The organism is Schauerella aestuarii, from assembly GCF_009866805.1.
Classification (GTDB): Bacteria; Pseudomonadota; Gammaproteobacteria; order Burkholderiales; family Burkholderiaceae_B; genus Schauerella; species Schauerella aestuarii.
Genome location: NZ_SIZW01000042.1, coordinates 195,840 through 212,366 on the forward strand (window position 1 = coordinate 195,840; position 16,527 = coordinate 212,366).

The following is a 16,527-nucleotide window of genomic DNA, read 5'->3' on the forward strand; positions in this document are numbered from 1 at the left end:
TCCAGGTTTAGATCAGGTCGGTACCTTGCGCAGCATTTCGAGACCGGTCAAACCGGCGGCGATTTCGCGCAAAGCGGTAACCGTCGGCTTATCTTTGCTGTCCAGACGCGGGGCGTGGCCTTGGGCCAGTTCGCGAGCGCGGTAGGTGGCAGCCAGCGTGAGCTTGAAGCGGTTGGGGATCTGGTTCAGACAATCTTCGACGGTAATACGAGCCATGAGCGCACCTGCTGCGAGCGTGAATGGGAAAAAAAGGGAAGCGCATGCGCATAAAGCGCATGACCTCAGTGTGCCGCCGGAATGCCGAGTTGAGCGAACAAATCGGCGTGGCGCACGGCCTGAGACGAAAAACGTAGCCGGGCCGCGCTGACGATTTGAGTCAGCTCGTCCAAGGCTACGCTAAATTCTTGATTAATAATAACATATTCGCACTCGGGAGCATGGGCGATTTCGCCGCCAGCCGCCAATAAGCGGCGCGCAATCACCGAAGCGTCGTCCTGACCCCGTGCCTTGAGCCGGCTTTCGAGCGCATCGAAGGAGGGCGGCAGGATGAAGACGCCTAATGCTGCGGGGAAACGCTGGCGGACCTGACGTGCACCCTGCCAATCGATTTCCAGCAAAACATCGCGGCCGGCCTGCGTTGCCTCGTCGATACGGTCGCGGGGCGTGCCATAAAAATTGCCGTGTACCTCGGCCCACTCAAGCAGGCTGTCGCTCGCGCGAAGCGCCTGGAAATCCGCCACGCTGATGAAGCGATATTCGCGGCCATCCACCTCACCCGGACGCGGGGCGCGCGTGGTGCACGAAATCGAAAGGGTCAGCGAGGGATCGCGCTCGAGCAGCGCGCTCACCAAGCTGGATTTGCCGGCGCCACTAGGCGCGACGACCATCAATACATTGCCGGGTTGGACAGACATGAGAAAAATCAGTGGCCGGGAAGAAGAGGCGAAGAATAGCAAATTCGCCGTGCGCTGAGTCGATCGCGGGGAGTAGGATGCCATTTTCGGCAAAGGAGAAGGGCATCATGAGTGAGCAAGCAGGCGCGGTCAACGACGCGACATCGACGGTCCCAGCCACGCAGGGTCAAACGAAAGGCGGCGGGTCGTCCGCGACGCGTGTGGCGGTCGTGACGGGTGCAGGATCGGGCATCGGCCGCGCAGTCGCCTTGGCGCTGTTCGCCGAGGGCTACGCCGTTGTTCTGGCGGGCCGGCGCGCCGATGCGCTGGAGGAAACGCGGCGCCAGGCGAACGATTCGGAAAATCGGATGTTGGCCGTACCCACGGATGTGAGCGATGAAGCCGCGGTCGGGGCGCTGTTCGACGCGGTTCGCACCCACTATGGACGAATCGATCTGCTCTTCAATAATGCGGGACGCGGTGCGCCCGCCGTTCCAATCGACGAACTGCCGGTGCAAACCTGGCGTGACGTCGTCGACGTCAATCTGACGGGCATGTTCTTGTGTGCCCAGTCGGCGTTCCGAATGATGAAGCATCAGGAACCGCGGGGTGGACGCATCATCAACAACGGATCGATTTCGGCGCATGCACCACGCCCGCGTTCTATTGCATATACCGCGACCAAACACGCCGTGACCGGCCTCACGAAATCCATCTCTCTCGACGGCCGAGCCGATAACATCGCCTGCGGGCAGATCGACATTGGCAACGCGGCAACCGAAATGACGGACCGCATGGTGGCAGGCGTGCTTCAGGCCAATCTGGTGGTGGCGGCGGAACCGCGAATGGACGTCCAGGACGTTGCCCGTGCGGTCGTCCACATGGCCGCGTTGCCGCTTTCGGCCAACGTGCAATTCATGACGGTGATGGCGACGGCCATGCCGTTCGTGGGCCGGGGCTGAGTGTCTTGACGATGGCGACCGTGTAAAAACCGGTCGCTCGTCGTGAAGGCAACATCGGGGTCGCCTGGACGAGGAGACGCGCGGGGCGCCTGAAGAAGAAAACGCGCGAAGAAGACGCGCGTTGCCTATAAAGGAACACGCGCGCCGTTCATCGAAGCAGGCGCGTGCTACCGATCGATCAGCGAGCGTTGACGGCGACCAGTTTCGGCGCCACGGGCGCGCTTTCAGGCTTGATCAGCGCACGGGCGCCGCGGTAGACCTTCGACCAATAGGTGCTGTCCAGGCTGTCGATGCGAACCGACGAACCGCTGGTGGGCGCGTGAACGAATTTGTCATCGCCAATGTAGATGCCGACGTGTGAAACCGCACCGCGACCGCGGGTGTTGAAAAATACCAGGTCGCCGGGTTGCAGCTTGCTTTTGGCGACATTGGCGCCTTTGGCACGCTGATCGCGCGCTCGGCGGGGAAGATCCATGCCTGCGATTTCGCGATAAACAAATGCAACAAGTCCACTGCAGTCGAAGCCATCGTCGGGATCATCCCCGCCCCAGGTGTAGGGCGTGCCGATCGCGTCAAGGCCGGCGGCCACGACTTGATCTCGGAGGCTGTCTTTCTGCTGCGAGCTCAATCCTTTGAGCGAGCCCCGGGCTTCCGGGGTAATCATTGCGTCAGCGGTCTGCGGAAGGCTGATCGCGCCCGCGGCGATCGCAAAGGCGACCAGTGCGGAACGTACTGAAAATCGTGAGCGGCGTGCGGTGGTGGCGGTCTGAGTATTCGGTCGCGTCGGCGGAGTCATAAATCTGAATCAAAATCGTACATGTCGGAGGACCCGTGCGAAAAAAAAACTCGCTACGGGCCGGCGAATGGACTAGGCCCGGGACGCATTGTATAAGCAAAATATTTTATTACACCTGTCGCAAGTGGGGGCATCGAGTTACATTCTCCGATGTGCGACGAAGCGCGAAATACCGATCATTATTGGTATATTTTACGTGCCGTTGTAAAAAATGCAGCCGTGTCGTTAAGACGTTTAGCATTAAAGCGCGCCGGTCTCGAGCTTGGATTACGCGTGTCTTGTGGGTTTTTGACTATGGCGGCGATAGCGCTTTTCAACCGTTGGGGAAACGGCGCAACGGTGGCTGCCGCTAAGTGTCTGCGCCGTACAACACTCGCGTCTCGACCCCGCCAAAATGTCAATATTTCGATGGTGCGCAGCACAAAATGAGGCGGTGCGCCGCGTGGCCGCCGCGAGCGAGCGATGGAAATACCGCCATGAGTGCGTTTTTCACGGAGATGGCACCGCGTTCAAGGGGAAATGCGAGCGATTGATTCGTTCGAATCTGTCGTCGTTATTTGCTGGCTATAGGTCGCGGAACTTGAGCGTCGTTGACCAAGCCGATCATTGATTGCGTCAGACGAGGCGTCAGTAGTAGGGCCGGTGGAGATTCGAATCGAGACGCCGGTGGAGATTCCAATAGAGACGCCGGTGGAGATTCCAATAGAGACGCCGGTCGAGATTCCAATAGAGACTCCGGTCGAGATTCCAATAGAAACGCCGCTCGCCAGTGTCGCTGGCGAGCGGCGTCTCAGTCCATCTTCACTCGATGTTTTGCGCTTGTTCGCGCATCTGCTCGATGAGCAGCTTCAAATCCATCGCAGCGCGCGTAACCTCCAAGCTGGACGCTTTGGAGCCAAGCGTATTGGCTTCGCGGTTCATTTCCTGGAAAAGGAAATCCAATCGCTTGCCCGCGCTTCCGGTGGGCCGCTTGGCCGCCTTGCCGGGTTTTGCGCTTGATGTCTGGACTGCGGCATCGGTCGAATCGGTTGCACCCAGGATGTGCCGCAGTTCGGTCAAATGCGAGCGCAGCCGCGCAATTTCCTCAGCGACATCGATTCGAAGCGCGAACAGCGTGGACTCCTGCGCCAGCCGTTCGGAGAGTTCGCTGCCGCTGATGTTTGCGAAGCCCGACGGAAATGCCGATGCGACGGTGTCGCGCAACTTGGTGGCAAGCTTCTCGCGATGCTCAGCCAAAAGCGCCGGAAGGTGTGCCGTGACGTGATCGACCACGCCTGAGATATCGTCGGCGCAGGCGAGCATCACGCCCGCCAGACGTTCGCCTTCGCGGGCACGCGACGCCTCCAATTGCTTGAGTGCTTCATGGGCGGCGGTCACGCAGGCCTCACTCCAGGCTTGCGGGTCCATGGCATCGTTGCCGCGCTGGCCAGGCCAGTTGCTCAACTCGACCAGACGCGGTGCGGCGACATCCGGAATGACGGCTCGCGCTTGCTGAAGCTGGTCCGCGAGCTGCGCCAGCCATACCGGGTCGAAGGTCGTCGATGCGGTATCGGCTACCCGCGTGAAGCTTGCGCGGACTTCGATCTTTCCGCGTCCCAAACGTGCCGTCAGGAGATCGCGCAACGGGCTTTCGGCTTGCCGAAGGTCTTCGGGCAGCCGGAAATGTAGGTCCAGAAAGCGACTGTTGACGCTGCGTATCTCAAGCGCAAGCGAGCCTTGTGCGAGATCGACGCGGGCACTGCCAAACGCGGTCATGCTGTGAATCATGAATCAATATCCTGCTGTGAGTCCGTCGGGATTGCGGGGGTCTGACGCCCCGTAGAGCACACCATCGTGAATTTCTATCGTTTGGGTGCGGCCCATGACGGCCTGGACCTTGATGGTGTGACCCATGCTTTCCAGAATGCGCCGCGTATCGGGGTTGATGCCTTTCTCAACCCGCAGCACATCCGGTAGGCCTTGATGATGGAAGCGAGGCACGGCGGCCGATTCGGCCGGATTCAAGCCGAAATCGATGGCATTGACGACGGCCTCGAGAACAGTCGTAATGATACGTGACCCGCCGGGCGAACCCGTCACCAGCCAGGGCTCGCCATTCTTGAACACCATCAATGGCGTCATCGAACTCAGCGGCCGTTTGCCTGGCGCGATCGCGTTGGCGTCGCCGCCCGTCAGCCCGTAGGCATTGGGTACGCCGGGCTTGGATACGAAATCGTCCATCTCGTTGTTGAGCAGAATGCCGGTGCCGTCGGCCACGATGCCGGTGCCGAAGTTCAGATTGAGCGTATAGGTGGTGCTGACGACGTTGCCTTGTTTATCCGCCACGGAGAAGTGCGTGGTCTGGTCGCTTTCATATGGCAATGGATTGCCGGGCCGAACGGCCGCGCTCGGGGCGGCACGACGCGCATCGATTTTTGCCGCCAGCACATCGGCGTAGGCTCGCGAGGTAATGCCCGCGACCGGCACTTTCGTACGATCCGGGTCGCCCAGATATTCGGAACGGTCGGCGTACGCCAGTTTCATGCTCTCGGCCATCAGATGAATGGTCTGAGCGCTGCCCAGGCCGTAATCGCCCAGTGGGTAGCGTTCGAGGATATTGAGCATCTGCACGATATGGACGCCCCCTGAGCTCGGTGGGGGCATCGCAACGATACGATTCCCGCGGTAGGCACCCACGACCGGTTCCCGGTTGATCGCTTTGTATCGCTTGAGATCGGCTACGGTGATACCGCCGCCATGCCGCTGCATTTCAGCGGCAATTTTTACGGCGATGTCGCCTTCATAGAATGCCCGCGCACCATCGCGAGCGATGGCTTCGAGTGAGACCGCCAGATCGGTCTGACGCAGGATGTCGCCGGCCGCCAGCGGCACGCTTTGCTTATCTGGGGCACAGGGCTTCGGCGTACAGGTACCGGTCACGTCTTTGAAAAAGATGCGGCGCGTGGCGGGCCACTGCCCAAGCGTATCGGCTTCTGTGGCAAGCATGTCGGCGAGGGATTGCCCAACCGGAAATCCTTTGCGGGCGAGATCGATCGCCGGGGCAATGACCTTGGCGCGTGGCAACGAGCCGTGTTCGTCGAGGGCTTTCAGCAGACCCGCAACGGTGCCCGGAACGCCTACCGCGCGGTGGGTGTACAGCGAGGCGCCTGAGCGCAGGTTGCCGGCGCCATCGAGATACATGTCGCGCCGTGCAGATTCAGGCGCGACTTCGCGAAAGTCGAGTGCAACGTCGCGGCTGGTTTTGGCATCGTGGATCAACATGAAGCCGCCGCCGCCCAGGTTGCCCGCGTTGGGCAACGTGACGGCGAGTGCAAAGCCCACCGCCACCGCTGCATCGACGGCATTGCCGCCCTGACGCATGATCTCCACGCCGATGCGCGAGGCCAGTGCACTTTCGCTTGCCACCATGCCGTTGACCGCTTTGACGGGCGAGAAAATCACATCGCGTGTGTCATAACGGGCTGCGGCCGCAGACGTGGTGGCGGACGCTGTGGGCGATGTGAGGGCGCTGACCGGTGCCGAGATGCCGGGTGGCGACATCAGAGCGAAGGCGAGAACCAGGGTGGCGTGTGAAGGACGGAAGCGTGCGGTCATGGATAGGCAATGAGAGACGATGGTCGATCCTGTCAGCATAACCGGCGACGCCGACGCGACGATATGCGTACAAGTCGCAAGTCGGGGCGGGGGATGTTGGGCTTGCCGCGCCCCGTACAATGCCTACCTTTCCTGTCTTGCCGGAGTTCCCGATGTCCCTCGATTCCTCGACCCCACTGTCCCGTCATTCCGGCCGCGCGCTCGATGAGTTGAGGCCGTTTGAGGCCATTCGCGGCTATACGCGTTATGCCGAAGGCTCGGTGCTCGTCAAGGCCGGCAATACGCACGTGCTGTGCACGGCGAGCGTGCTGGAAAAGGTGCCCCCGTTTTTGAAAGGCAAGGGTCAGGGCTGGGTGACGGCGGAGTACGGCATGCTGCCGCGTGCCACGCATACGCGTGGCGATCGCGAGGCCGCGCGGGGCAAGCAATCCGGGCGCACGCAAGAGATTCAGCGCCTGATCGGCCGCAGTTTGCGCGCGGTATTCGACATGCAGGCGTTGGGTGAACGCACGCTGCATATCGACTGCGATGTGCTCCAGGCCGACGGCGGCACGCGCTGCGCCAGTATTACCGGCGCGTGGATTGCATGCGCTGACGCTGTGGCTGCATTGCAGCGCCAGGGATTATTGACTGCCAATCCGATGCGCGATCATGTGGCTGCCGTCTCGGTAGGCATGGTCAACGGCCGTCCCGTACTCGATCTGGACTATGAAGAGGATTCCGGGTGCGACGCCGATGTGAACGTCGTCATGACGGGCGCTGGCGACTTCGTGGAAGTGCAGGGCACCGCTGAAGGCGTGGCGTTCTCGCGCAGCGATATGAACGCCTTGCTCGACATCGCCGAACAAGGCATCGTCAAACTCGTGGCGGCGCAAAAGGCGGCGCTGCGCTGATCGCGCTGGGCCAGGACTGCGTACGCGAGCAGACTGAGCAACCGTCTACGGCAGCAAGCGTCCAATCCTGGTGCAGTCGCCCAGTGACCACACGGTGTCGATGAGGCGGCGCACTTCGGTGGGCGTGGTGATGCCGCCGTACGCAGCCAGTGTCGTGACTTTGTCTTCGATCTCGGCTCGGCTCAGGGTATTGCCCGGATCGCCCTTGGGCTCGTCGACGCGGCCGTCGAATTGCCGACCGTCGTGGGTGGTGACGTGAACCTTGCCGATCCAGCGGCGGGGGTAAGCGGTGTCCACCTCGTCGTCTAGCGACATCGTGACGCGTTTGTTGAAGGCGCTGACGAATGTGTTGCCGAAGCCGGCATCGAATTCCGCCAGCCCGGCGCGGCCGTGCGCGGCGATCAGCGCGAGCACGGTGCCCATCGAAAATTTTGACTGATGCACGCTGCGTGGGTCGACCACGGGGCCGAGGACGTCGATTGCGCCCTGATGCACTTGCGCATCCACATGGGCGATATCGTCGGCAGCCAGATTGTGTTCCTGCATCACGGCGAGCAACGCATCGGCGGCCGGATGGGTGTGGCGGCACGATGCATGAAACTTGAACGACGTTTCGAGCACCGTCCAGCGCGTCCCCAACCGATCGGTAAGCTTGGCGGGGTCCGCGTCGGTGGACATGCCGGCACCCATGCCTTGGGGGCCTTCCAGAATCTGCTTCGCGCCGGTGAAACCCTCGCGCGCGAGGAATGCCGCCGTCAGTCCGTCACCGGCAGCTTTTGCCGTATGAAGCTGCTTGGAATCGGCGGCGTCGCGCAAGAACTCCCACAGGCCGGCGGCCTGCGTGCCCGCCGAGCCGATGGCATGCAACATTTGCTCCGGGGTGAGGCGCAGGAGATGACCTACGGTGACGGCGGCCGCAACGGTGCCGGCGGTGCCGGTGGTGTGAAAGATCTTGTAGTGCGATCGGCCGAGAAATTCGCCAATACGAATGCCGACTTCATAGCCGGCCACAGACGCGGCAATCAGGTCGGGCCCGCTGCGGCCCAGCAACTGGGCCACCGCCAGAGCAGGCGGGAAGACGACGGCAGCGGGGTGAAACACCGCGCCGTTGTGAACGTCGTCCTGCTCCACCACATGGGCAGCGGCCGCATTGACCATCGCAGCAAACAAGGGACTCGTCAGGCGCCGCGAGATCAGTACCTCGGCCTCGCCCGTGCCCGGCCCCATCGCGCGGGCGAAGGTGTCGATCGCCTTGATGGGCGCGGTCTGCGCACCGGCGAGGATCGATCCCAAAGTGTCCAGCAGCAGCGATTCGGTGCGGCGGGCAACTTCCGGCGGAATGGCGTCATAGGTGAGGGTGGCGGCGAACTGCGCCAGCACCGCGCTGGGGTGCGTGGCTGCAAGGCTTTGGGGCATGTCGTCGATACGCATTAGAAGGACCTCGGCAAACCCAGCACGTGTTCGGCCACATACGCCAGGATCAGATTGGTGGAAATAGGCGCGACCTGATACAGCCGCGTTTCGCGGAACTTGCGTTCGACGTCGTACTCGGTGGCAAAGCCGAAGCCGCCATGAAACTGCAGGCAGGCGTTGGCCGCTTCCCACGACGCGTCTGCGGCGAGGAGCTTGGCCATGTTGGCCTGCGCGCCGCAGGGCTCATGCGCGTCGAACCGCCGGCAAGCCTCGAAGCGCATAAGGCTGGCCGCTTCCACATTGATGTGCGCGCGCGCGATCGGAAATTGCACGCCTTGATTCTGACCGATCGGACGGCCGAATACGACGCGTTCCTTGGCGTAGGCCGTGACCTTGTCGACAAACCAATAGCCGTCGCCGATACACTCCGCGGCGATCAAGGTGCGTTCGGCATTCAGGCCGTCGAGGATGTACTTGAAGCCTTTGCCTTCCTCGCCGATCAGGTTATCCGCCGGGATCTCAAGGTTGTCGAAAAACAGCTCGTTGGTTTCATGATTGACCATGTTGGCGATGGGGCGCAGCGTCATGCCGTGCTTGAGCGCGTGGTGCAGATCAACCAGGAAGATCGACATGCCTTCGGATTTTTTCTGTACCTGATCGAGCGGCGTGGTGCGGGCCAGCAGAATCATCAAGTCCGAATGCTGCACCCGTGAAATCCACACCTTCTGACCATTGATGACGTACCGGTCGCCCTTGCGCTGCGCGGTCGTTTTGATCTTGGTGGTGTCCGTTCCCGTGGTGGGCTCGGTCACGCCCATGGACTGCAGCCGCAGTTCGCCCGCAGCGATGCGCGGCAGGAACTCGCGCTTTTGCGCTTCCGAGCCGTGACGCAGCAGGGTGCCCATGTTGTACATCTGCCCGTGGCAGGCGCCCGAGTTGCCGCCCGAACGATTGATCTCTTCCATGATGATCGACGCTTCGGTCAGTCCCAATCCTGAGCCGCCGTATTCCTGAGGGATCAGCGCGGCCAGCCAACCGGCCTTGGTCAGCGCCTCGACGAAGGCCTCGGGGTAGCCCCGTTCCTCGTCGATCTTGCGAAAGTATTCGCCGGAAAACTGGCCGCACAACTCGCGTACGGCGTCACGGATATCGGTATGAGCGGTGTCGAATTCGGACATATCTACAGCCAAATAGGGGAGGAAGGCAGCGGGCGTTCGAGCCGGCCGCGTGTTACAAAGCGCGATCCATACTGTGCCGCAAAGACCGGCCGAAAGCTAATTCGAATTGACGAAGGCAGTGTTAGGCGATCACGAAGCGCCGTCTGTCGTAAAGGGAGTCTGCTGCAATGTCCATGCATTTCGATCTGGTCGACATGCAGTTGATGGTGAATATCGGTACGTCGCGCAGTCTCACTCGCGGTGCCGAAAAATCGCATCTGTCACTGCCGGCCGCCAGTACGCGTGTCAAGAATCTGGAAGCGCATTTCGGCGCGCAACTGCTCTATCGCACCAGCCAGGGTGTGACGATGACCCCTGCCGGCGAGTCGCTGCTGCGGCATGCGCGTACGGTGATCGGGCAGATAGAACACTTGCGCGGCGATATGCAGGCCTTTGCGCTGGGGGTGCGCGGCCGCGTGCGTGTGCTCGCCAATACCAGTGCAATGACGGAATTCATGCCGGCTGTTCTGGGGCGTTATCTATCGGCCCATCCGGATGTGCATATTGAGTTGCGTGAGCGACTGAGTTATCTGGTGGCAAAAGAAGTATCGGAAGGCGCGGCCGATATCGGCATCGTGGCGGGCCAACCGCCCGCGGCCGATGTCGTGTACTTGCCGTATCGCAGCGACCGCTTGGTCCTAATCACGCCGCCCAAGCATTCGCTCGCCGACCAAGGCGAGATCGCATTCGCCGATACGCTCTCGTTCGATTATGTGGGCTTGTCCGAGACAAGCGCCATTCACCCCTTTTTGCGGCAGGCGGCCGACGCGCTGGGTCGGCCCTTGAAGTTTCGGGTCGAGGTTGGCAACTTCGAGGCGTTGTGCCGCATGGTCGAGGCACGGGTGGGGGTGGGTGTGATTCCCGCGTCCGTGGCTGAGCGCTTTGCGCGCACGATGGCGTTCGAGCGGGTGGCGCTGACCGATGCCTGGGCTGAGCGCGAACTGCATATCTGTGTGCGCGACTATGCGGCGTTGCCGGCGTTTGCGCAGGCGCTGGTCGACCTGTTGGTGAAGGACGGTCAGGGCGCTTGACGGGTGCATCGCCCGACGTGACGCCTCACTGTCACGAAAGCGCCACCTGCGATCACGATAATCGCGCCTGCCGCGCCACGAGGCGCTCTACGCAGGATCATCATGCGATTTCGTCTGGGCGCGTCCCTTCGCGTCAATACCGTCCTTACCGCCGTGCTGACGTTCTTCGTCGCCGCCTTTGCCTTGGCTGCTGCGGGGGCCGTTGGCTTATCGCTCGAAAACCAGCGTTGGATTGCCGAGCTTGGCCGGGGCAATATCGAACGCGCCAGCGATCTGAGCGACGCCACCAGTCGCGTGTTTCAGGCGCGGGCGTTGTTGACCGAGGCCAAGACCAATATGGAAGGCGGTTTGATCGAAGCGCGCGACGCGGCGCTCAAACGCGTGACGATCATGTTGGGCGGCGCCGCGAGCAAGATCGAGCGACTCCGGGCCAATGGCGACGACGATGCGCAGGGCAAACCGCGATACGACGCCGTGATCGCGGCCTACGATGCGTTTGCCGGACGCGGGCTGACACCGCTTGCCGCCGCGCTCCAGGGGTGGAACGGGATCGAGGCCAATCGTTTGAGCGATGCCGTCATTCCAAATTTATCGGCCGACTTCGTGGCGCGGGTCGACGAGTATCAGCAGTACATGCGTGAGCGTGGCGAGCGTTCGGTTGCGCGTGCCGCCGACGTGCTGCAGACGGCGATCTGGGCGGCACTGGCCGCTTTTGGCGTGGTGTGCGTGCTGGCGATTGCGTCGCGCCTGGTCTTCGGGCGGGTGGTGCTGCGCCCCTTGACCGGCGCGGGTCACCATTTCGATCGCATGGCCGATGGCGACCTGACCGCGCCAATCGAGCAGCGAGGTAACAACGAGATCGGCGTGTTGTTCGGCGCAATGCGCCGGATGCAGGGCGGCCTATCCCAGGCGGTGCGCAGTGTGCGACTTGGGGTGGACGCTATGCACGCCGGCGTGCAGGATATTGCCGAGGGCGGCGCGGATATGTCGACGCGGACGGCGCGCCAGGCGGCCGCGGTTCAGGAGACGGCCGCCAGCATGGCCACACTGGGCACCACCGTGCAACATACCGCCGAACAAGCGCAGGGCGCGGCGGCGGGCGCGCAGGCGGCAACGCAACTGGCACGCGAGGCAGGCAGTGCAGTCGAACGGGCCGAGCAGCGCATGCATGACATGGCCGGCGAGGCTGGCAGGATCGGTGCCATCGTCAGCGTGGTCGAGAGCATTGCTTTTCAGACCAATATTCTGGCGCTCAATGCTGCTGTGGAAGCGGCCCGCGCGGGTCAGGAAGGGCGCGGATTCGCGGTGGTAGCGGGCGAAGTGCGCACGTTGGCCCAGCGCAGCGCGCTGGCCGCCAAGGAGATCAAGGCGCTGATCGATGCCGCAACGGTTTGCGCCGATGCCGGGGTAAAGGAAGCGGCCGACGCCGGGCGTACCGTGCGCCAGGTGGTCACGGCGATCGACAGTGTGCGCCAGGCGGCCGCCGACATCTCGATGTTCGCCAACGAGCAGGCGGATCGCATCGTGCAGGTCAATGCGGCGGTGATGGAAATCGATCGAGGCACCCAAGAGAATGCAGCGATGGTCGAGCAGACCGCAGCGGCTGCTCATCAACTGGCCGAGCAAGCCGAGAACCTGCGTGCGGCGATGGCGGCCTTCGTGGTGGACGGCGGGCGGGCACAGCCCAGTGCGCCGGCACGCGCTGATGAGCGTTATGCCGGCGAGCTGACGCACGCGCCCGCGTATTGACGTAACGGCAGGCCTGTCGGCTCGGCAGCCTGCCAAGTCAACTGCGAGTACGTCAGCAGCCTGCCAAGCGAGCAGGCTGCCGATTCAACGGCCCGCCCACCCAACACCTGTCACCCAGCACCTGTCACCCAGCACTTGTCACCCCGCACCCTGTTACGTCAGCAGCGCCAGATCCACGTAGGGCTCGGTCACCAACGATAGATTGCCGTGTTTGACCTTGTGCTTGACGTGTGCGGCCGCCGAGGCGATGTCTTCGGGGCGCAACCGGCCGCATGTGGCCGGACGCACGAGCAGGGCGCCGATGCCGATCGTCACGAAAGGGAAAAATCGCGGCACGCCATAGCGGTCCTCCGCTTCGATGCCGCCATTGCTGCGGCCGGCGTCGTCGTAGAGCGCAATCGCCCGCGCGTTGAATTCCGCAATGATGCGCTGTGCCCGGTCGTGCCAGTCCGGACTGCGAAACAGCACGACGAAATCGTCACCGCCTACATGGCCGACGAAGTCGCGCTGCGGATCGCAATGGGCACGGATCACCTCGGCGCACAGCAGGATCATGTCGTCGCCGCGCCAGTAACCGAAGACGTCGTTGAACGGTTTGAAGTTATTCAGATCGCCGTAGCAGGTGACGAAGTCGCTGCCTTGTTCGACCAGCGCGGCGATGTGTTGGCTGATCGGGATATTGCCGGGCAAAGACGTGAGCGGGTTGGCGTAGCGCGCGGCTTCGATACGCATCTCGGTCACCGATCGCACGAGCGCTTCGCCGGTTCCGAGGCCGTCGTAGGCGCCGTCGCGCGTGATGACGAAGCCGTCCATCAGATAGCGCTGATCTTCTGAGATCAGCACATGGCTCAACTGATCGATCGAGACGCTGAGCTCCACAAGCACGGGTGCGGTGTTCATGAACGTGGCGCATGGGTTGCGGCCGAAGAGCTCGCGCGTGTAGCGTTGCGCGTAGCGTTCGGAGAAATCGCGGCGGTTGATGATGCCGACGGGACAATTCGCATCGTCCACGATCGCCACCGCATGCAATGCCTTGTGCTCGTCGAAAAGCTTGTGCACGTCATCGTTGGTGTGATCCGGCCGCAGCACCGGCGCATCCAGCCGCAAGCTGGCGGCCGTGCCGGCGCGATCGGTGGCGTGGCCTACCTTGCGCGTGGCCAGGGTGTGGGCAGCAGCATCGAGAATGTGGGGTTGGATCTTGGCGTTGGGTCGTCCAAGCATCCAGCCTTGCGCGTAGCGGATGCCCATATCGCGCACGCACGCCAGGTCTTCCGCGGTTTCGATGCCCTCGGCAATCACTGCCGTCGAAAAGCACTGCGCCACCGCGAGCACTGCGCGCACCATCTTCTGGCGCCGGTCGTCGGTCGCGATGCCGTGAAAGAAGTACCGGTCGATCTTGACGAGGTCGGGCCGCACTTCCGACCACAGTTGCAGGCTGGAATGGCCCACGCCATAGTCGTCCAGCGCGATACGCACGCCATACGCGCGCAGCATGGCGAACGCTTCCGTGAGCACTGGCAGGTGCGGCACCACGGGATCCGTTTCGGTGAGCTCGAGCACGATGCGCTCGGGATCCAAGCCGGTCGCACCGAACAGGCGGGCGGGCATCTCGTCGCGCCATTGCAGCCAGTGATGGACGATGGCCGTAGCCGACATGTTGATGAAGAGGTGGCCGGCCCCTTCCTGAGCCGCGAACGCCTGGACGGCGGCGTGCGCGCTGGCCAGTTCGAGTTGCGGTTGCAGGCCTTGACGCCGGGCTTCGCTGAACAGGGCGTCGGGCGTACGCAGCAGCGTGTCGTCCGGTCCGCGAATCAGGCTTTCGTGACCGTAGACGCGGTTTCGCATCATGTCGTACACCACCTGGAAGTGCGGGGTGAGCTGACGCTTGGCCAGGATTTCGGTCAGGCTGCAGGCTGAACTGGCAAAAGAAGCGTGCGCCGTCGCGGGTCCGCCGTCGATGCGCGTAGACGCAGTCATGAGAAGCCCTCGGTAGGTTTTGTAAACCTTGGATTCTTTCAGTCGAATGTGACAGTTCCATGGCACGACATCGGATGTTCTCCGGCATACAATCCCAGGATGACTACACATACCGAAGACTCTCTCGTACGCGTGGTGCTGGCGTCCAACAACCCCGGCAAGCTGCGCGAATTTTCGGCGCTCTTCGCGCCTTTGGGCATCGAGCTCATTTCGCAGGCGGAGCTTGGCGTGCCCGAGCCCGAAGAGCCGTATGTCACGTTCGTCGAAAATGCGCTGACGAAAGCGCGTCATGCCAGCCGCATCACGGGGTTGCCGGCCCTGTCTGACGATTCGGGGTTGTGCGTGGAAGCGCTGGGCGGGGCACCCGGGGTGTTGTCGGCGCGGTACGCGCAGCAGCCCGGCGGACCCAAGTCGGACGCCGACAACAACGAATTATTGGTGCGCAATCTGGAAGGCGTCAGCGATCGCCGGGCGCGCTATGTGGCGGTGCTGGTGCTGGTGCGCGGCGAGAACGATCCCCAGCCGTTGATCGGCGAGGGCGTATGGCACGGCGAAATCATCGATACGCCGCGCGGTTCCAATGGTTTCGGATACGACGCGCATTTCTATTTGCCCGATCGCGGCCACACGGCCGCCGAGCTCGAGCCGGCCGAGAAAAACCGGGTCAGTCATCGCGCCCGTGCATTGGCGCATCTGCTGGACAAGCTGTCCACGACCGTCTGATACCGCAGTATGGCCATCACCATTCCCATCGTGCGCGAGGGGGCGACCCCGCCGCGCCGCTTGCCTTCGGGCGCCGGCGCCAGTCGCCTGACCGCTTTGCCGCCGCTTTCTCTCTACCTGCATGTGCCCTGGTGCGTTCGCAAGTGCCCGTATTGCGACTTCAATTCGCACGCGGCACCGGCCGGGCCGCTGCCTGAAGCGGCGTACCTGGAAGCCTTGCGCGGCGATATCGAGCAGGCGTTGCCGCTGATCTGGGGCCGCCAGGTCATGTCGGTATTTATCGGGGGCGGCACCCCGAGCCTGCTGTCGGCCGCCACGATCGACACGATCATGGGCATGCTGCGCGCGCATTTCAATCTGATCCCGGATGCCGAGGTCACGCTCGAAGCCAATCCGGGCACCGCCGAAGCGGACCGTTTCAAGGCTTACGCGGCGAGTGGCATCAATCGGCTCTCGTTGGGCATTCAGACTTTCGACGATGTGCGCCTGAAAACGCTGGGCCGCATCCATGACGCGGCCCAGGCGCGTGCGGCCATCGAAATGGCGCAGCAGGCGGTTGCCCGGGTCAATCTGGACATCATGTTTGCTTTGCCCGGCCAGACCCTCGAAACCTGTACCCAGGATGTGCGCGAAGCGTTGTCGTTCGGTACCGAACATCTGTCGCTCTATCACCTGACGATGGAACCCAACACGGTTTTCGCGAAATATCCCCCGGCGGCCTTGCCGGATGACGACGATGGCGCGGCCATGCAGGATGCGGTCGCCGATCTGGCGGAAAGCGCCGGCTTGCAACGTTACGAGGTGTCGGCCTACGCCCGGCCCGGTGCGCGCAGCCGCCACAATATGAATTACTGGACGTTTGGCGACTATCTCGGGCTCGGACCGGGGGCGCACGGCAAATTGTCATTTCACGACCGCATCATCCGGCAGGCGAGGGTAAAGCAACCGGACAGCTGGATGGCCGGCGTGGCGGCGGGGGATGGCCGGCATATCGGGGAAGACCTCGAAGTGCAGACGGACGCCTTGCCGTTCGAGTTCATGCTCAACGCGCTGCGTTTGCGAGACGGTGTGCCCACGCCGCTCTTCGAAACCCATACCGGCCTGTCGGTCGCGCAGATCGCGCACCAATTGGAGGCAGGGGTGAAGCGCGGCTTGATGTCGCCCGATCCGGGCAGATTACAGACGACGCCACTGGGGTGGCAGTTTCTCAACGACACCCAGGCGCTCTTTTTGTAGACCGTGGTGCACCGCTCGCGCCCCGTTGTGGGGCGTTCGTGCA

At 62.7% G+C, this 16,527-nt stretch carries 14 protein-coding genes; 6 read left to right on the plus strand and 8 right to left on the minus strand.

The window, feature by feature from the left end:
* Positions 1-12: 12 nt before the first annotated feature.
* Positions 13-216 (minus strand): DNA-directed RNA polymerase subunit omega, encoded by a 204-nt coding sequence (gene rpoZ / locus EYW45_RS15995; protein ID WP_161136435.1) that lies wholly within the window; start codon positions 214-216, stop codon positions 13-15.
* A gap of 65 nt (positions 217-281) precedes the next feature.
* Positions 282-914 carry a guanylate kinase gene (gmk, locus tag EYW45_RS16000; protein WP_161137061.1) on the minus strand — a complete coding sequence of 211 codons (633 nt, stop codon included), beginning with the start codon at positions 912-914 and terminating at the stop codon, positions 282-284.
* 107 nt (positions 915-1,021) lie between these two features.
* Here gmk and EYW45_RS16005 point away from each other — a divergent pair, with 107 nt between their 5' ends.
* Complete coding sequence (locus tag EYW45_RS16005) at positions 1,022-1,855, plus strand: SDR family oxidoreductase (protein ID WP_161136436.1); 834 nt, start codon at positions 1,022-1,024, stop codon at positions 1,853-1,855.
* A gap of 178 nt (positions 1,856-2,033) precedes the next feature.
* Here EYW45_RS16005 and EYW45_RS16010 read toward each other — a convergent pair whose 3' ends face one another.
* From EYW45_RS16010 to ggt, 3 genes are all read right to left on the minus strand, one after another.
* The gene (locus EYW45_RS16010) at positions 2,034-2,651 is read right to left on the minus strand and encodes a C40 family peptidase (RefSeq protein ID WP_202444761.1); all 618 of its coding nucleotides are present in this window, start codon (positions 2,649-2,651) and stop codon (positions 2,034-2,036) included.
* 801 nt (positions 2,652-3,452) lie between these two features.
* On the minus strand, positions 3,453-4,418 hold the full coding sequence (locus EYW45_RS16015) for a YicC family protein (protein ID WP_161136438.1): 966 nt from the start codon (positions 4,416-4,418) through the stop codon (positions 3,453-3,455).
* A gap of 3 nt (positions 4,419-4,421) precedes the next feature.
* Positions 4,422-6,245, minus strand: coding sequence for a gamma-glutamyltransferase (gene ggt / locus EYW45_RS16020; RefSeq protein WP_235939093.1), 1,824 nt, complete (start codon positions 6,243-6,245; stop codon positions 4,422-4,424).
* Between the two features lie 152 nt (positions 6,246-6,397).
* On the opposite strand from ggt, the gene rph reads away from it, so the two are divergent.
* On the plus strand, positions 6,398-7,138 hold the full coding sequence (gene rph, locus EYW45_RS16025; RefSeq protein WP_161136440.1) for a ribonuclease PH: 741 nt from the start codon (positions 6,398-6,400) through the stop codon (positions 7,136-7,138).
* A 45-nt stretch (positions 7,139-7,183) separates the two neighbouring features.
* On the opposite strand, the gene EYW45_RS16030 is transcribed toward rph, so the two are convergent.
* The gene (locus tag EYW45_RS16030) at positions 7,184-8,569 is read right to left on the minus strand and encodes an MmgE/PrpD family protein (protein ID WP_235939094.1); all 1,386 of its coding nucleotides are present in this window, start codon (positions 8,567-8,569) and stop codon (positions 7,184-7,186) included.
* Positions 8,569-9,729, minus strand: a complete 1,161-nt coding sequence (locus EYW45_RS16035) for an acyl-CoA dehydrogenase family protein (protein WP_161136441.1) — start codon at positions 9,727-9,729, stop codon at positions 8,569-8,571. Before EYW45_RS16035 ends, EYW45_RS16030 begins: the two co-directional genes overlap by 1 nt.
* A gap of 167 nt (positions 9,730-9,896) precedes the next feature.
* Here EYW45_RS16035 and EYW45_RS16040 point away from each other — a divergent pair, with 167 nt between their 5' ends.
* Together EYW45_RS16040 and EYW45_RS16045 are read left to right on the plus strand one after the other, a co-directional pair.
* On the plus strand, positions 9,897-10,799 hold the full coding sequence (locus tag EYW45_RS16040) for a LysR substrate-binding domain-containing protein (protein ID WP_161136442.1): 903 nt from the start codon (positions 9,897-9,899) through the stop codon (positions 10,797-10,799).
* Between the two features lie 102 nt (positions 10,800-10,901).
* Positions 10,902-12,548, plus strand: a complete 1,647-nt coding sequence (locus EYW45_RS16045) for a methyl-accepting chemotaxis protein (RefSeq protein ID WP_161136443.1) — start codon at positions 10,902-10,904, stop codon at positions 12,546-12,548.
* Positions 12,549-12,701: 153 nt separating this feature from the next.
* On the opposite strand, the gene EYW45_RS16050 is transcribed toward EYW45_RS16045, so the two are convergent.
* Complete coding sequence (locus tag EYW45_RS16050; RefSeq protein ID WP_161136444.1) at positions 12,702-14,525, minus strand: EAL domain-containing protein; 1,824 nt, start codon at positions 14,523-14,525, stop codon at positions 12,702-12,704.
* Between the two features lie 99 nt (positions 14,526-14,624).
* On the opposite strand from EYW45_RS16050, the gene rdgB reads away from it, so the two are divergent.
* Positions 14,625-15,248, plus strand: a complete 624-nt coding sequence (gene rdgB / locus EYW45_RS16055) for an RdgB/HAM1 family non-canonical purine NTP pyrophosphatase (RefSeq protein ID WP_161136445.1) — start codon at positions 14,625-14,627, stop codon at positions 15,246-15,248.
* Between the two features lie 9 nt (positions 15,249-15,257).
* A complete protein-coding gene (gene hemW, locus EYW45_RS16060; protein WP_161136446.1) occupies positions 15,258-16,484 on the plus strand; it encodes a radical SAM family heme chaperone HemW in 1,227 nt (408 codons plus the stop codon).
* The last annotated feature ends 43 nt before the right edge of the window (positions 16,485-16,527 follow it).

Bases quoted from the DNA above. Each gene is read 5' to 3' on its own strand.
- hemW (WP_161136446.1), top strand. From the start codon at position 15,258: ATGGCCATCACCATTCCCATCGTGCGCGAGGGGGCGACCCCGCCGCGC.
- rph (WP_161136440.1), top strand. From the start codon at position 6,398: ATGTCCCTCGATTCCTCGACCCCACTGTCCCGTCATTCCGGCCGCGCG.
- EYW45_RS16045 (WP_161136443.1), top strand. From the start codon at position 10,902: ATGCGATTTCGTCTGGGCGCGTCCCTTCGCGTCAATACCGTCCTTACC.
- EYW45_RS16030 (WP_235939094.1), bottom strand. From the start codon at position 8,569: ATGCGTATCGACGACATGCCCCAAAGCCTTGCAGCCACGCACCCCAGC.
- EYW45_RS16035 (WP_161136441.1), bottom strand. From the start codon at position 9,729: ATGTCCGAATTCGACACCGCTCATACCGATATCCGTGACGCCGTACGC.
- gmk (WP_161137061.1), bottom strand. From the start codon at position 914: ATGTCTGTCCAACCCGGCAATGTATTGATGGTCGTCGCGCCTAGTGGC.
- ggt (WP_235939093.1), bottom strand. From the start codon at position 6,245: ATGACCGCACGCTTCCGTCCTTCACACGCCACCCTGGTTCTCGCCTTC.
- EYW45_RS16040 (WP_161136442.1), top strand. From the start codon at position 9,897: ATGTCCATGCATTTCGATCTGGTCGACATGCAGTTGATGGTGAATATC.
- EYW45_RS16005 (WP_161136436.1), top strand. From the start codon at position 1,022: ATGAGTGAGCAAGCAGGCGCGGTCAACGACGCGACATCGACGGTCCCA.
- EYW45_RS16015 (WP_161136438.1), bottom strand. From the start codon at position 4,418: ATGATTCACAGCATGACCGCGTTTGGCAGTGCCCGCGTCGATCTCGCA.
- rpoZ (WP_161136435.1), bottom strand. From the start codon at position 216: ATGGCTCGTATTACCGTCGAAGATTGTCTGAACCAGATCCCCAACCGC.
- rdgB (WP_161136445.1), top strand. From the start codon at position 14,625: ATGACTACACATACCGAAGACTCTCTCGTACGCGTGGTGCTGGCGTCC.
- EYW45_RS16050 (WP_161136444.1), bottom strand. From the start codon at position 14,525: ATGACTGCGTCTACGCGCATCGACGGCGGACCCGCGACGGCGCACGCT.
- EYW45_RS16010 (WP_202444761.1), bottom strand. From the start codon at position 2,651: ATGACTCCGCCGACGCGACCGAATACTCAGACCGCCACCACCGCACGC.